Source organism: Streptomyces yatensis, from assembly GCF_018069625.1.
In the GTDB taxonomy this organism is placed as follows: Bacteria; Actinomycetota; Actinomycetes; order Streptomycetales; family Streptomycetaceae; genus Streptomyces; species Streptomyces yatensis.
Genome location: NZ_CP072941.1, coordinates 8,878,037 through 8,892,660, shown reverse-complemented (window position 1 = coordinate 8,892,660; position 14,624 = coordinate 8,878,037). Strand labels below are relative to the sequence as shown.

Below are 14,624 nucleotides of genomic sequence, written 5' to 3'. Positions count from 1 at the left end.
CGCGCTGATGTGGATCGCCGCCGGGTCGTTGGCCGCATGGCTGTGGCTGCTGCTGGGCCAGGGCTTCTTCTGGCGTACGGACGTCCGGCTGCCCCGGAGGGGCCCGGACGGCTCCGGGCCGCCGGAGCCCGCGGCATGGCCCTCGGTGGCCGTCGTGGTGCCCGCCCGGGACGAGTCCGCCGTGCTTCGGGCCAGCCTGCCCTCGCTGCTCGCCCAGGACTATCCGGGGCCGGCGGAGATCTTCCTGATCGACGACGGCAGCTCGGACGGCACCGGAAAGCTCGCCCGTGAACTGGCCGAGGAGTACGGCGGGCTGCCGCTGACCGTCGACTCCCCCGGCGAACCCGGCCCCGGCTGGACCGGCAAGCTGTGGGCGGTGCGGCACGGCATGGCGCTCGCGACGACCCGTCTCGCCGCGGACCGTAAGGACGACGGCGCCCATAGGGACGACGGCGGCCGTGACGACGGCGACCGTGACGACGGCGACCGTAAGGACGACGTCGGCGTCGACTACCTCCTGCTGACGGACGCGGATATCGCCCATGAACCGGACTCCCTGCGGGAGTTGGTGCGCGCGGCCGAGGCGAACGGACTGGATCTGGTCTCCCAGATGGCGCGGCTGCGGGTGGCGACCGGCTGGGAGCGGCTGATCGTGCCCGCCTTCGTCTACTTCTTCGCCCAGCTGTACCCCTTTCGGTGGGTCAACCGGCCCCGGGGGCGCACCGCGGCGGCCGCGGGCGGCTGTGTGCTGCTGCGCCGGGAGGCCGCCGAGCGGGCCGGGATCCCGGAGGCGATCCGGCAGTCGGTCATCGACGACGTGGCGCTGGCCCGCACGGTGAAACGGTCCGGCGGACGGATCTGGCTGGGGCTGGCCGACCGGGTCGACAGCGTGCGGCCGTATCCGCGGCTGGGCGAGCTGTGGCGGATGGTCACGCGCAGCGCGTACACCCAGCTGCGCCACAATCCGCTGCTGTTGCTGATGACGGTCGCGGGGCTGGCGGTGGTGTATCTCGCGCCGCCCGCGGCCGTGGCCGCCGGGGTGCTGACGGGGCGTCCCGCGCTCCTGTCGCTGGGCGCCGCCGCCTGGGTCCTCATGGCGGGCAGCTACATCCCGATGCTGCGCTACTACCGGCAGACCCTGTGGCTGGCACCGCTGCTGCCCCTGACGGCCCTTCTCTACCTCCTGATGACCGTGGACTCGGCGGTGCGGCACCACCTCGGACAGGGCGCGGCCTGGAAGGGGCGCACCTACGCCCGCCCCAGCGCCGCGCCCTGACGGCCGCGCCCCGTGCACCGGGACTTCACTTGCGGCCGGGCGTCCAGTTCATGCCCCAGCCGTAGGCGTGGTCGAGGGTGCGCTGCGGGCTGACGCCGCGCTGCGGCACCAGATAGCGGGCCTCGCGCTGTACGACGAGATCGCTGCCGGTGTTGGTGATGAGCGCGAGCGCGCAGACCGGGGACGGGACGGTGCACTCGTCGAGCGAGAAGTCGATCGGCGCGCCGAACTGAGGCTGCAGGGTGACCGTGGCGTGGAGGTTGGCGAAGCTGCGGGCGCCCTCGTAGATGGTCACGAAGACCAGGATCCGGCGGAACGAGCTCAGGTGGTCGAGGTTGATGGTGAGGTTCTCACCGGCCGCCCGGGCACCGGTCCGGTCGTCCGCGTCCAGGTGGATGAAGGGCGGCTGGTGCAGCGAGCCGAACGAGTTGCCGAGGGCCTGGACCACGCCCTTGCTGCCGTCGGAGAGTTCGAACAGCGCCCCCAGGTCGAGATCGAGCTCGTTGTGCATGGCCATGGCCTTGCCCAGCTTGGAGGCCCAGCCCGAGAACTGCTTGTGCACCTGCCAGTTGAGGTTGACCCGCATGGTGCCGGAGGTGCCGCCCTGCTTGGTGAGCGAGACCGCGGGCGCCTCCTTCGTCAGGGTGACCTTGCTGAGGCTCACCGGCGCCGTGGCGGGCGCGGGGGCCGGGGCGGCCGGTGCGGTGGGCGGGGGCGGCGGAAGGGGCGTGGAGGCGGCGGTGGGCGGCGGAGGCGGGTACGCCCCGGCCGGCGGGCCGGACGGCGGTGCGGGGGCGGCGTACGGGTTCGGCGCGGCCGCGTGCGGGGCCTGTGCCGCGTACGGGTTCTGCCCGGCGTTCGGCGGCGCGGCGGGGGCGGGAACGGGGGCCGCGGGCTGAGCCGGCGTCTGCTGCGGTTCGTCGACACTGATGCCGAAGTCCGTGGCGAGCCCCGCCAGCCCGCTCTCGTACCCCTGGCCCACCGCGCGGAACTTCCAGGCGCCCTGCCTGCGGTACAGCTCGCCGAGGACGAAGGCGGTCTCGACGGTGGCGTCCTCGCTGTCGAAGCGGGCGAGCTCCGCGCCGCCCGCCGCGTCCAGCACCCGGATGTGCAGACCGGGGACTTGACCGAACGTTCCGCCATCGGCCGAGGCCGCGAGGACCACGGTGTCGATGGCGGACTCCACGCGGGCGAGGTCCACCGAAAGGGTGTCGGTCACGGTGTCACCCGTGGTCCGCTTCCCCTCGTGGCGCACCGCGCCGGAGGAGTGCGCCGCCTGGTTGTAGAAGACGAAGTCCCCGTCGGACCTGACCTTCCCGGACATCAGCAGCAGCGCCGAGGCGTCCACGTCCGGTGCCCCCGGTCCGGCGCGCCAGCCGAGCTCGATCCGCACCGCGCTTGCCGGTACTGGCGTGTTACCGCCCTTGCGCATCGCCATTTCCGTCCCCCTGCCTCTCTGTTCGCTCGGCCACCGGGCCGCTCGGCCGCCGCATATCGCGTACGGCCGGTGGCTACCCGCTGAAAACGCGCTCTTTACACGATCTCAACGTACCCTGACGACCGATTTTCCCTGGTTCGCTCGGATTGGGGATCCACGGCCACTCCGAACACTGAAAACAACCCTCCTACCGGACTCCCCAATCAGCACATGGTGGGCTTAACTTATGGTCTATGACCTCCCCCCGCAGCACTTACGGTGGCGGCTACTACTCCTCGCCGTCCTTCCCGGACACCCCCATCTACGACAGCCTTGTCGCCGAGCGGGGCACACCACAGATCGCGCCCATCAGGGTGCCGTCCGCGTACGACACCGGAAGTCATCTTCCGGCCCTGCCCTCAGCGCTTCCCGCGCTGCCGGCCGCGCCCTCGCCGCAGCCCATGTACCAGGGCTACCAGCAGCAGCCGCAGCCCACCGGGCTGCAGCAGGCGCACGCGCCGTACATCCCGCCGCAGCCGACCGGCCCGCGGGGCTACCCGGGCGCCCAGCAGCCGCAGATGCAGCGCCCCGGCCCGGCCGCGCCGATGGGCTACGAGGCGATGCGCCCGGCCATGACGCGTCCGGCCGCGCCGCGTCCGGCGGCCCCGGCGCCGTCTCCCTACGACGACCCGTACGGACGTCAGCAGTACCCGGGCGGCCGGTCGCCGCAGCCGGGAGGCGGCTACTGACACGTGTCGGGAGGTGGTGCGACCGGGCCGGTGCCCGGTCGCGGGAAGGATCGGGCCGGATGGGGCTTCCCCGTCCGGCCCCTGACTTTTTTCCGGGGCCTCACGCCCCTGGATGTCCGGGGGCCGGGACGGTGCCGATTCTCGAGGGGCCGTTCGGCCCCTCCCCGGCGGTGGAACGCCTCGCGATGCTGGACCGAGCAATGCCGCGAGCCCTCTCCATCACGGGGGCGGACCGGGCTCTCACTCCACTGCGGTGAAGGGCGACTCGACCGGTCCGCCTCGTTCGGTGTGGGGCGCGGGGCCGGCAGGGGAGCCGGTCCCGCGCCCCATGCGTAACGCGCGCCGGGCCCACCGTAAGGACGTCACCAGGACCACTGTGAGAGCGTCATCCGGCCCGCCGTAAGGACGTCATCGGCTCGTGGCCGTACCGCGCACGGTCTCACTGACCCGTTTCGCGCTCCTTGATCCGCTCGGCGATCACCGCGGCCTGAATGCGCCGCCCCACGCCCAGCTTGGACAGGATCGAGGAGATGCGGTTCTTGACGGTCTTCTCGGCCAGGAACAGCCGCTCGGCGATCTGCCGGTTGGTCAGCCCGTCGCCGATGAGCTGGAGGATCTCCCGCTCCCTCGGTGACAGGTTCTCCAGCTCCACGGGACCGCTGGGCGCGGGGCCGCGCAGCCGGGCCATCACCCGGGCGGTGGCGCCGGGGTCCAGCATGGACCGGCCGTCGGCCACCGTACGCACCGCCGACACCAGGTCGGACCCGTTGATCTGCTTGAGCACATAGCCCGCGGCCCCGGCCATGATGGCGTCGAACAGCGCCTCGTCGTCGTCGAAGGACGTCAGCATCAGACACGCGAGATCGGGGAGCCGGGCCCGCAACTCCCGGCAGACCTCGATCCCTTCGTGGTCCCCGCCGTCGCCCGAGGAGCCGAGCCGTACGTCGAGCACCGCGACCCGTGGCCGTACGGCGGGGGCGCGGGCGATGGCCTCGCGGGCGTTGGCCGCCTCGCCGACCACCTCCAGATCGGACTCGGCGTCGAGCAGGTCACGCAGTCCGCGCCGCACCACCTCGTGGTCGTCGAGCAGAAAGACCCTGATGGGGCCGTCGGGGTCGGCGGTCTGGGGCACGGCCTCTCCTCCATGGCGCACGGGTCGCCGGTCGCGATCCGGCTGCCCAGCTTTACGTTCTGCCGCAGGGCGGCGTAAGGGGCCATTCGGCCCCCGGGCCGCTCCCCGCGCCCTCCGGCCCGATCATGGCGAGATCCCGCCCGCGTAGGGCCCGTACAGATCCAGCAGCCGGGTGCGGGCGCTCTGCAGCCGGCCCCCGATCACCTGGGCGCAGGCCAGCGCGAGGGCATAGCCGAGCTCCGGGTCCTCGTCGCACAGCCGGCGCACCGTCTCCGCGTTGAATTCGTGCGCGCGCACCGGGCTGAGCGCCTCCGCGCCCAGATGCCAGGTGTCCGGCGGGAAGAGCCAGGACCAGCCGATGAGCTCCCCGGGGCCGAGGGTCTCGATCACCGCGGGCCGACGCCCCGGAACATGCAGATCGAGGGTGACCGCCCCGGTGCGGATGATCCAGAAACGGTCCGCCTTACGGCCCTCCTCGAAGATGCGGCCGCCCGCGGGGAAGGACACATCGTGGGCGAGCGCCATCAGCCGCTCACGATGTTCGGTCTTCAGCGCGCTCAGAAGTCCCATCATGACCTCACCTTGCCGTCTCCTCTCCCCCCTCGCCCCTCGGCGGTCACTGTGCGTACGAACTGTGCGTACGAGAGGCACCGATCCAAAGCGATACACCGACGATCGGGTATCGCTTCACCCTTACCCATTTCCGGTCACGTTTCCGATATGACACGTCATTCGTGGTCGTGATGACCGATGAGACCCCACTCCCCGTACCCTCGGCTGCTTCACCGACCCTGCGATGTCGCTCGTACTCGTCACCAAACGGGAGGCACTGGTGCTAGCCGACCCTCGTCGGTCCGCCGATCGAGCCGGAGAACACCTGCTCCACCGCCATTTCACCGCCGACGAGCTGCCCCGGCTGCGGGTGCAGATCGAGGAGTGCGCGGCCTGGGCCGGGCTCAGCGAAGCCCGCCGCGGGGACTTCGTGCTGGCCGTCGACGAGATCGCCAACAACGCCATCGAGCACGCCGGGGGCACCGGCTCGCTGCTGCTGCGGCGGATCGGCGACGAGTTGGAGTGCCGGATCAGCGACTCCGGCCCCGGCTTCTCCGAGGACGTCATCCCCCGGATCCTGCCGGGGCTGGACGGCGCCACCAGCGGCCGCGGACTGTGGCTGACCCAGCTGGTCACCGACCGGCTGGTGATCAGCGCGGGGGCGGTGGGGGCCGTGGTGACGCTGGCCATGCGGCTGCGCTGAGTGAGCCGCCGGACTCCCTCGGCGATCGCTTCGGCGGGACAATGGGAGGGGACACACCCATGTACCGGCAGGAGAGGCGGTGGGCACGGTGGAGCTTCCCGTGGTCGTCGGGGTCGACGGTTCGCAGGCCGCCTCGGACGCCCTGGACTGGGCGGCCGAGCTGGCCGGGCGCCGCGGGCTGCCGCTGCGCGTCGTCCACGCCTCCCTGTGGGAGCGGTACGAGGGCTACGTCGCCGGAACGGCCGCCGACCGCCCCGCCGAGCGGCTCCACAGCGAGGCGGTGCTGGCCACCGCGGCAGAGCGGGCCGGGCGGCGGGTGCCGGCCCTGAAGGTGATGACCGACCTGGCGGCCGACGACGCGGTCACCGCCCTGCTGCGCGCCGGGCAGAGCGCCGAGGCGCTGGTGGTCGGCTCGCGCGGCCGCGGCGAGTTCGCCTCCCTGCTGCTCGGTTCGGTCGGGCTGGGCATCGCGGCCCGCGCCCAGTGCCCGGTGGTCGTGGTGCGCGGCCGCCCGGAGAACGTGCACGGCGGGATGAACCGGGTGGTGGTGGGGATCGCCGAGCACGAGCGCCCGAGCGACCGGGAGCCCGCGCCGCCCTCGGCCGCCGTCGCGTTCGCCCTGCGCGAGGCGCGGCTGCGCGGCGGGGAGCTGGAGGCGGTGCACGCATGGCGCTGCGCGGGCCCCGAGGACCACGAGGCGCGCGAGAACCATGGAGCACACGAGGACCACAGGGCACGAGAGAGCGAGAGGGCGCCTCAGGACCACAGGGCACGTGAGAACCACGGGGCGCGTGAGGACCACGCACGGCGCGCCGCCGAGCTCCTGGACGAGACGCTGGGCGGCGCCACGGCGGCCGGGCTGCCGCCGGTGCCGGTGGCGCACCGCCCGGTCGAGGGCTCGGCCCGCAAGGCGCTGCTGGACGCCTCCGCCCACGCCGATCTGCTGGTGGTGGGGGCCCGGCGGCGCCAGGGGCACTTCGGCATGCAGCTGGGGCTTGTCAACCACGCCGTACTGCATCACGCCAAGTGCCCGGTCGCCGTGGTGCCGGTTTCCTAGGCTCCCGTCCCTCAGCGGCCCCTGACCCTGGCCGAGTTCCTTCCATAGCCGCCACCGCGGGCCCCTGCCCCGGCTACCCTGCTGGTGAGAGGCTCATGGGGGGATGGTGGCCAGGTGTCGGGCAGTGCGGATCAGGGACGCCATCCGGCCCTCCCCCAACTCCGGCTCGACCAGCTCCTCGATGAGCTCCAGGCGCGGCTGGACGCCGCCCGGTCCACCCAGGACCGGATGCACAACCTCCTGGAGGCCGTGCTCAGTGTGGGCCGCGAGCTGGACCTGGAGCAGGTGCTGCGCCGGATCGTGGAGTCCGCGGTGGTGCTGGCCGACGCGGAGTACGGCGCGCTGGGCGTGATCGACCGGCATCGGCTCTCGCAGTTCCTGCCGGTGGGCATATCCGAGGAACGGGCCCATCGCATCGGCCCGTTGCCCAGCGGTCACGGACTGCTCGGCGAGCTGATCCGCCACCCCCAGTCGCTGCGGCTCACCGATCTGTCGGAGCATCCGGCGAGCTACGGCTTCCCCGAGCACCATCCGCCGATGCGCTCGTTCCTGGGGGTGCCCATCCGGGTCCGTGACGAGGTCTTCGGGAATCTCTATCTGACCGAGAAGCGCGGCGGCGCCCAGTTCGACGCCGATGACGAGGCGGTGCTGACCACCCTGTCGGTCGCCGCCGGGGTGGCCATCGACAACGCCCGGCTGTACCACGAGAGCCGGCGCCGCGAGCAGTGGCTGGAGGCGCTCGGCGTCATCACCCGTACGCTGCTGGCGGGCACCGCGGCGGGCGAGGCACTGAGCCTGATCGCCCGGCTCGCCCTGCAGGTGGCCCTCGCCGACTCGGCGGCGATCCTGCTGCCGGCCACGGGCACCGACTCGCTGGTGGTCGAGGTGGCCGAGGGGCATGACGCGGGGGCCATCGACGGGCTCATGGTGCCGTCCGACGGCTCGCTGGCCGGGCTCGCCGCCCGCACCGGACGCCCCGCGGTCGCCTCGGACGTACGGGTGGACTCCCGGGCCCGGTCCTGGCCGCTGCCGGCTCCGGAGAGCGAGTTCGGCCCGGTGGTGGCCGTGCCGCTGGTCGCGGGCGCGCGGGCCTCCGGTGCGCTGCGGCTGTGCCGGCTCGCCGGGCGGCGGCCCTTCGACGACCATGAGGTGGAGCTGCTCTCGGGGTTCGCGGCGCAGGCGGCGCTCGCCCTGGAACTGGCCCGGCACCGCGCCGAGTCCGAGCATATGGCGCTGCTCCAGGACCGCGACCGGATCGCCCGGGACCTCCATGATCTGGCCATTCAGCGGCTCTTCGCGACCGGCCTCACCCTGCAGAGCGCGGGCCGGCTGATCGAACGCCCGGAGGCGGCCGAACGGGTGGGGCGGGCCGTGGACGACCTGGACGAGACCATCAAAATCATCCGTTCCACCATCTTCGCCCTGCGCACGGTCGGGGACGACGGCGGCGAACCCGCCACGCTGCGGCGCCGGCTGGTCAAGGCCGTCCGGTCGGCCTCCGACACCCTGGGCTTCGCACCGTCGCTGCTGATGGACGGCCCGGTGGACACCGATGTGCCGGACACGACCGGCGACCATGTGCTGGCGGTGCTCGCCGAGGCGCTCAGCAACACCGTGCGGCACGCCCATGCCCAGCGGGTGGAGGTGCGGCTGACCGTCGGCGCCGACATCACCTTGGTGGTCACGGACAACGGGGTGGGCATCGGGGGCGCCGCCCCCAGCGGAGGGCTGGTCAACATGCGGTCGAGGGCCGAACTCCTGGGCGGCACACTGGACATCGAGGCGCCCGAGGCGGGCGGCACCCGGCTGGTCTGGTGTGTCCCTCTGAACCGCCGACGGCCCGCCGGAACGGCGAAAGGGCTGGCCCCGTGATATTGCTCTCTCTTCACCGAATCCGCGCATATCCGGCCCGCCATGCGGTACCCACGGATGGGGAAGGGGGTATGTGATCCATGCGAATGATCTGGGGGCTGTGGCGCTGGCGGCGTAATCCGCTGCGCCGTAAGACGGACATCGTGGAGGCGTGCGCGGCGATGATCGCCGCGGCGCTCATCCTGCTCGTCGCCCCCGCCGCCGGCTGGGCATCGGGCTCCATGGCACACGGAGCGCTGGTGAGGGCCGCGCACGAACAGCGGGCCGAGCGCCATCCGCTCTCGGCCACCGTGCTGAAGGTGCTGCCGCATCCACCCATCGACTCCGATCCCGAGACCGCTTCCGCGTCAGACGCCCACCGTCGCGTCCTCGCCCGCTGGACGGGACCGGACGGCAGCAGACACCAGGGCACGCTGGGGGCCCACCCCGGTGCCGACCCCGGTGAGCGGTTCCGGATCTGGACCGACGACCACGGCCGCCCGGTGGGCCGCCCGCTGGACGCCGCGACGGCCACCACCCACGCCGTGCTGGCGGGGATCGGCGCGGCCGGTGCGACGGCGGTCCTGGTGGACGGCGCCCGGCGGCTGATCGTATGGCGGCTCATGCGCCGGCGCTACACACAGTGGGACATCGCCTGGGAGCGAGCCGGTCAGGACTGGGGCCGGGCGGACGCCGGCAGCTAGCCCCCGCGAGCGGGCCGTCGGTCCCTGCGAGTGGGCTGTACACGGGCGGGAGTTGTCATATGAACGCCAACTCCGCCCGTGGTCCACAGGCAGGTCATCTCATGGTGCCGTGCGCACGCTACGGTGGGGCATTCCATATGCGCAGCGGCAGTCGGCAGCGGCGGTCAGGCGCGCACACCGGCAACGCACGAGGTGGGGGCACAGCAGCACCATGGCACAGGGCTCGGTCGTCCAGGTGACGCACAGCGGAACGTCGCGGTGGCGGCGCCGCACCGGAGAGTACGCCTCCCTCACGGCGGCCCTGGAGGCCGCCGGGGACGGTGATGTGCTCTCCATCTCGCCCGGCACCTACCGCGAGAATCTGGTGGTGGGCCGGGCCGTCACACTGCGCGGTCCCGAGGGCTCGGCCCGCGGTTCGGTGCGCATCGCGCCGGTCGACGGAGTCGCCCTGACGATTCGTGCCTCCGCCGTGGTCCAGGATCTGCATGTCGAGGGCCAGGACTCGGCCGCCCCCGCGCTGCTGATCGAGGACGCCACCCCGGAGGTGTCGGACGTACGGGTCGCCACGCGCTCGGCGGTCGGCATCGAGGTGCGCGGCGGCGCCCGTCCCACCGTGCGGCGCTGCACCGTGGACAACCCCGCGGGCGTCGGGCTCAGCGTGCTGGACGGCGCGGGCGGGGTGTTCGAGGAGTGCGAGGTGGTGGCCGCCGGGCAGTCCGGGGTGGCGGTGCGCGGCGGCGCCCGTCCGCGCCTGGACCGCTGCCGGGTCCACCACGCGTCCGGGGCGGGCTTCTCGCTGACCGGCGAGGGCTCCTCGCTGGAGGCCGTCGGCTGCGAGGTGTACGAGATCCGGGGCGCCGGGGTGCAGGTCTCCGGGCGCGCGACCGGGCACCTCACCGACTGCCGGGTGCACCGTACGACGTCCGACGGGGTCAATCTGGACACGGACGCGGTGCTCACCCTCGCCGACTGCGAGATCCATGACATCCCGGAGAACGCCATCGACCTGAGGTCGCGTTCGGTGCTGACGCTGACCCGCTCCACGGTGCGCCGGTTCGGGCGCAACGGCCTGTCGGTGTGGGACCCGGGCACCCGGGTGGACGCCAACCAGTGCGAGCTGCACGAGAGCACCGGCGACTATCCGGCGGTGTGGGTGAGCGACGGGGCGACCGCCGTGCTCGACTCGTGCCGGGTGCGCGAGGTGCCGGACGCGCTGTTCGTGCTGGACCGCGGGTCGCGGGTCGATGTGGTCGACAGCGATCTGTCCCAGGTGCGCTCCACCGCGGTCTCGGTCAGCGACGGGGCCATCGTCCAGCTGGACGACTGCCGCATCCGGGAGGCGGCCACCGGGGCGTGGTTCCGCGACCACGGCAGCGGCGGCACGCTCGCCAACTGCACCATAGACGGGGCCTCCACCGGAGTGATCGTCACCAAGGGCGCCGATCCGACGGTCGAGCGCACCACGGTCTCCGGGCCGACGGAGGCCGGGTTCTATGTGTCCGCCGAGGGCCGCGGCACCTTCACCGGCTGCCGGGTGACCGGCAGCGGGGGCTACGGCTTCCACATCATCGACGGCTGCCGCACCACCTTGACCCGGTGCCGCACCGAGCGGTGTGCGCGCGGCGGGTACGAGTTCTCCGAGGCGGGGCCGCTCGTCGAGGACTGCACCAGCGACGAGAGCGCCACCACGGCGCTGGGCTCCCCGACCGCGCCCGGCGGGCTCCCGCTCACCGCGCCCGCCGTGGAGACCGCCGCCTCGACGGGCGGGCTGCTGGGCGGCGTCCCGTCACAGCGGTCCGTCCAGACCTCCGCGCCCGCCGTCGAGCCCCCGGTCTCCGTCCGCCCCTCCTCGGCGGTGCTGGGCGAACTCGACACACTGGTCGGGCTGGAGAGCGTCAAGCGCGAGGTGCGCGCCCTCACCGACATGATCGAGGTGGGCCGGCGGCGCCAGGAGGCCGGGCTCAAGGCCGCCTCCGTCCGCCGCCATCTGGTCTTCACCGGCTCCCCGGGCACCGGAAAGACGACGGTCGCCCGGCTCTACGGGGAGATCCTGGCCTCCCTCGGAGTGCTGGAGCGCGGCCATCTGGTGGAGGTCTCCCGGGTGGACCTGGTGGGTGAGCACATCGGCTCCACGGCCATACGCACCCAGGAGGCGTTCGACCGGGCGCGCGGCGGGGTGCTCTTCATCGACGAGGCGTACGCCCTCTCGCCGGAGGACTCCGGCCGGGACTTCGGCCGGGAGGCGATAGACACCCTGGTCAAGCTGATGGAGGACCACCGGGAAGCGGTCGTGGTCATCGTCGCGGGGTACACCGCCGAGATGGAGCGCTTTCTGTCCGTCAACCCCGGTGTGGCCTCCCGCTTCTCGCGCACCATCACCTTCGGCGACTACGCCCCGGAGGAGCTGCTGCGGATCGTGGAGCAGCAGGCCGAGGAGCATGAGTACCGGATCGGCGAGGGGGCGGCCGAGGCGCTGCTGAAGTACTTCACGGCGCTTCCCAAGGGCCCGGCGTTCGGCAACGGACGCACCGCCCGGCAGACCTTCGAGGCGATGGTGGAGCGGCATGCGGGCCGGGTCGCCCAGCTGAGCGACCCGACCACGGACGACCTCACGCTGCTCTATCCCGAGGATCTGCCGGAGCTCATCTGACCGGCGGCCCCCTCCTGCGGAGGGGGCGGCGTCTGTTCCGGGAGCCGGGCCAGCAGTCCGGCCCGCTCCCGGTCGAAGACGGGGTCGGCCTGGTAGTCCCCATGCCCCAGGATCGGCGCGGGCAGCGGGTGTTCGGGCGTACGGCCGTAGACCAGCGGGTCCTTGAGCGCGTCGCGGTCGACCTCGGGCCCGCTGCCGTCGGGCAGCCGGATGGGGCCGCCGATCGGGTCGGTGTAGCGCCACAGATTGCGCCAGCAGCGCACCTCGCCGTGGAGCGAGAGCAGCTGCGTGGGCCCGAAGTAGGCGGGGAACCAGCGCCCGTAGAGCCGCTCCAGCGGTGAGCCGTAGGTGAGCAGCGCGACCTGGCCGCGGGTGCGGTGGTCCAGCTGCCAGACCGCCGCGGCAGCCAGCACACTGCCCTGGGAGTGGCCGGAGATGACCAGCCGGCCGCCGAACCGGCGGGTCCAGGTCTCCATCCGCCAGGTCAGATCGGGCACCGCCCGCTCGGCGTAGCACGGGGGCGCGAAGGGGTGGGCGGCGCGCGGCCAGAAGGTGCCCACGTCCCACAGGATGCCGATGGTGCGGCGGGCGGAGGGGCTGCGGTAGGCGCGGCGGGCCCAGGTGACCAGCATCAGGAAGGCCAGCCCCATCAGCCAGGAGCCCAGCGCCTGGGCGGTCTGGGCGGCGGCGTCCACGGCCCCGGGCGCGTCGTCGGCGGCCCGCCCCGGCACCTGGTCCGTGACCCAGGCCCCGGTGACGGCGGCGGCGCCGAACAGCAGGGTCAGCAGCGCGACGGGGCCGACGATCCACGGGGCGGAGTCGGTGAGACCGGCGCGGGCGATCGTGCGCGCGATCCGCCGGGTGCGCACCGGATCGGGCCGCTCCCCCGGATAGCCGTCCATGATGGTCGGCAGCAGCCGGTTGCGCACCCGCCACACCCTTACGGTGAAGATCAGCAGCAGGACGACCAGGGCGAGCAGCAGCGCGGGGATGGACGTGGCCAGCCAGGTCAGCAGAACCGGCGGGGCGATGCCCGGCCCCTCACCGGGGGTGGCGCCGCCGTCCAGCCAGTCGGCGAAGCGCTGGGCGATACCGCCCGCGAGTACCGCGCCGAGCCCGCAGGCGAGCACGGCCACGGCGGGCCCGGCGAGCCCGTACAGCGGAGTGCGGCCGGGAGCGGACCGGTGGAGGACCAGGGCGCACACCGCCATGGTCACGATCAGCGCGCCCTCCCCTATGGCGATGGCGCAGAACGCCTGGTTGCCCGGCAGCTTGCCGGTGGAGGCCCAGTCCGGGCGGGACCATCCGGCGTAGAGCACGGAGAGCGCCAGCACCGCGAGGGCCGCTCCGGGCAGCGCGGTGATGGTGATGCGGTCCAGCTCCCCGTCGACCTTGGTCTCGCTGCGGCCGCGGTAGCACACCACGGCCACCACCGCGACCGCGACCGCGGCGAGCAGCGTCAGCAGGGCCCAGCCCGCGGCGTCCTGCAACCCGCCGCCGCCCGGCTTGCGGTCGTAGGTGGTGGTGGGCAGGGTCAGGCCCGCCGCGATGGTGAGGAATCCGGCGGCGGTGTGCGCGGCACGCAGCCGGGCGACGATCCTGCGGCCGTACCAGAAGCCGGGCAGGCACAGCGCGGGGCGGTTGCCCGCCTCGGGGGCGGACTCGTCGACCGGGCGCTCCAGCGGCGGGGAGGACTCGTACGCGCTCCAGGTGCGGTTGGACAGGTACCACAGCAGTCCGGTGAGCGCGCCGGGCAGCACCGCGGCGAGCGCGAGCCTGCGGCCGGGCTGGCTCCACCATCCGTGGTTCTCCGGGGACAGGAAGCCGAGCCAGGACTTGCCACCGGCGCAGTCGGCCGAACCGGCACACTGCCAGGCGATCAGGTCCAGGGCCACCTCGCAGGCCCCGGCGATCAGCAGCACGGTCAGGGTGAGCGCCACGAGCCGGACGAACAGGCCGTAGGTGCGCACGGTCCGCTCGCGCCGGTCGGCCGGGGGCCGCATCCAGTGGGCGAGGTTGGCGACCATGAACGGCAGTAAGAGCAGCCACAGGGCGCGGGAGCTGTTGCCCGAGGTGAGGTTGCACCATACGTACGCCTCGCGGATCGGCCCCTCGCGGTCCGGGCCCTCCCGGTCCTCCGGCGGCCGCTGCTCGGCGTCGACCTCGTCCGTCCTGCGGTAGACCGCCGCGGTCTCGTCGCCGGTGACCCGGCAGGTGCGCGGATCGCGCAGCATCTCCTCGGGGGTGGTGCCGCCCACACCGTGGACGAGGAGTTCGAGATCGGACGGCGATGCTCCGCCCTTACGGGCTGCCGTCGCCCGCTGCGCCCCGTCGGCCGGCGTGTCCGTAGGCATGGTCGCTGGCACCGTGTTCCCCCGATTCCGGTGTGGTGCGGTCGTTCCGCTCCAGGATTGTGCCCATCGGCCACCTCCCCCGACCCTGACAGGCCGGGCGTGGCGAAATCGTAACCCCGGGTGCTGTGGCGACCGGCTGTCCCCGCCTCATGCGAAGATGAACGCGCGGGCGACGAGGG

At 73.1% G+C, this 14,624-nt stretch carries 11 protein-coding genes; 7 read left to right on the top strand and 4 right to left on the bottom strand.

Annotation, left to right across the window (positions count from 1 at the left end; translation table 11 throughout):
- The first annotated feature begins 7 nt into the window (after positions 1-7).
- On the top strand, positions 8-1,276 hold the full coding sequence (locus tag J8403_RS37330; RefSeq protein WP_211128624.1) for a glycosyltransferase: 1,269 nt from the start codon (positions 8-10) through the stop codon (positions 1,274-1,276).
- A 25-nt stretch (positions 1,277-1,301) separates the two neighbouring features.
- Here J8403_RS37330 and J8403_RS37325 read toward each other — a convergent pair whose 3' ends face one another.
- Complete coding sequence (locus J8403_RS37325) at positions 1,302-2,708, bottom strand: TerD family protein (RefSeq protein ID WP_211128623.1); 1,407 nt, start codon at positions 2,706-2,708, stop codon at positions 1,302-1,304.
- 239 nt (positions 2,709-2,947) lie between these two features.
- Here J8403_RS37325 and J8403_RS37320 point away from each other — a divergent pair, with 239 nt between their 5' ends.
- Positions 2,948-3,442: a DUF6643 family protein gene (locus tag J8403_RS37320; protein WP_137964430.1), complete on the top strand. Its 495-nt coding sequence runs from the start codon at positions 2,948-2,950 to the stop codon at positions 3,440-3,442.
- A gap of 439 nt (positions 3,443-3,881) precedes the next feature.
- On the opposite strand, the gene J8403_RS37315 is transcribed toward J8403_RS37320, so the two are convergent.
- Positions 3,882-4,574, bottom strand: coding sequence for a response regulator (locus J8403_RS37315; protein WP_086711097.1), 693 nt, complete (start codon positions 4,572-4,574; stop codon positions 3,882-3,884).
- A 123-nt stretch (positions 4,575-4,697) separates the two neighbouring features.
- Entirely contained in the window at positions 4,698-5,147 is a 450-nt protein-coding gene (locus J8403_RS37310; protein WP_211127036.1) for a cyclic nucleotide-binding domain-containing protein, read from the bottom strand.
- 223 nt (positions 5,148-5,370) lie between these two features.
- On the opposite strand from J8403_RS37310, the gene J8403_RS37305 reads away from it, so the two are divergent.
- From J8403_RS37305 to J8403_RS37285, 5 genes are all read left to right on the top strand, one after another.
- Entirely contained in the window at positions 5,371-5,829 is a 459-nt protein-coding gene (locus J8403_RS37305) for an ATP-binding protein (RefSeq protein WP_137964433.1), read from the top strand.
- 79 nt (positions 5,830-5,908) lie between these two features.
- A complete protein-coding gene (locus J8403_RS37300; RefSeq protein ID WP_211127035.1) occupies positions 5,909-6,886 on the top strand; it encodes a universal stress protein in 978 nt (325 codons plus the stop codon).
- 114 nt (positions 6,887-7,000) lie between these two features.
- Entirely contained in the window at positions 7,001-8,758 is a 1,758-nt protein-coding gene (locus tag J8403_RS37295) for a GAF domain-containing sensor histidine kinase (RefSeq protein WP_211127034.1), read from the top strand.
- An 80-nt stretch (positions 8,759-8,838) separates the two neighbouring features.
- Entirely contained in the window at positions 8,839-9,441 is a 603-nt protein-coding gene (locus J8403_RS37290; RefSeq protein WP_211127033.1) for an Rv1733c family protein, read from the top strand.
- A 211-nt stretch (positions 9,442-9,652) separates the two neighbouring features.
- Complete coding sequence (locus J8403_RS37285; protein WP_211127032.1) at positions 9,653-12,091, top strand: right-handed parallel beta-helix repeat-containing protein; 2,439 nt, start codon at positions 9,653-9,655, stop codon at positions 12,089-12,091.
- Here the strand turns inward: J8403_RS37285 and J8403_RS37280 are convergent.
- Complete coding sequence (locus J8403_RS37280) at positions 12,061-14,445, bottom strand: hypothetical protein (protein WP_211127031.1); 2,385 nt, start codon at positions 14,443-14,445, stop codon at positions 12,061-12,063. The genes J8403_RS37285 and J8403_RS37280 overlap by 31 nt on opposite strands.
- Positions 14,446-14,624 lie beyond the last annotated feature (179 nt).